General features: G+C 73.3%; 2 protein-coding genes. Both read right to left on the bottom strand.

The genetic code is table 11. The features are described from left to right. A partial coding sequence (gene soxA, locus AC1DWF_RS33045) for a sulfur oxidation c-type cytochrome SoxA (RefSeq protein WP_476842730.1) occupies positions 1-557 on the bottom strand: 557 nt, incomplete at its 3' end. Beyond that, positions 554-877, bottom strand: a complete 324-nt coding sequence (gene soxZ / locus AC1DWF_RS33040) for a thiosulfate oxidation carrier complex protein SoxZ (RefSeq protein ID WP_476842729.1) — start codon at positions 875-877, stop codon at positions 554-556. The genes soxZ and soxA, both read right to left, overlap by 4 nt. Positions 878-885 lie beyond the last annotated feature (8 nt).

The following is an 885-nucleotide window of genomic DNA, read 5'->3' as shown; positions in this document are numbered from 1 at the left end:
CCCTGCGGGATGAGGCTGCCGGCCAGCCGGCGCCCGGCATTGTCGTCGTGGCATTGCGCGCAGGAGAGGTCGAGCTGTCCGCGGCGCTCGGCATAGAGCGCCCGCCCGCGCTCGCGCGCCGCCAGCAGGCGCGGGTCGGCCGGCGGGCTGATCGGCTGTCCCCGCGACTGGTGCCCGACATAGGCCGTCAGCGCGAGTAGGCCCCCGCTCTCCCGCGCCAGCGGCGGCGCGCCCTGGCGGAGCTCCCGGCTCTGCATGATGCGGCCCGCGAGGTCGATCGGGGTGCCGGTCGCCTCGTCCCAGGCCGGGTAGCGCGTGGCCACGCCGCGCATGGAGACCTCGGCATTGCCGTGGCAGCTGGCGCAGGACCGGCCGGCGGGACCCTCCGGGCGGTTCCACAGCGCCTCGCCCTCCAGGACCCAGAGCATGCCGGGATTGGCGGTGTCGTCCTGCTGCATCGCCTGGCTTTCGCGCGACATGTCCACGAAGCCGGAACGGCGTTCCTGCGCGGCGGCGGGCAGGCAGAGCGCGGCCAGCAGCGCCAGCGCCGATCTCACGGCGCCACCGCGATCTCGCGTGTCTCGGTCTGGTCGAAACCATCGTCGCCCTGCCAGCGCAGCACCAGCGGACCCGTCGTGGTCGCGACCAGGGTGAAGGACAGGAAGGGATTGGCCGCGATGGCGGGCGAGAGCTCGGCGGCGAAGACCTCGGCGCCGTCATAAGTGGCGGTGAAGCGGCGGATGATGTCGCGCGGCAGCACCTCGCCATCAGCGCCCGGCCGATAGCCGGTCTCCATGCTGTGCTGGATCAGCGTGCGGATGGTGACGACCTCGCCCGGCTTCGCGCTGCGGGGAATGTTGAGCAGGACGCGCGCCACGGCTCAGC

This window comes from Aminobacter sp. P4_D5 (genome assembly GCF_056401815.1).
The sequence above is the reverse complement of the archived record's forward strand: the minus strand, read 5'-3'. Positions and strand labels throughout refer to the sequence as shown.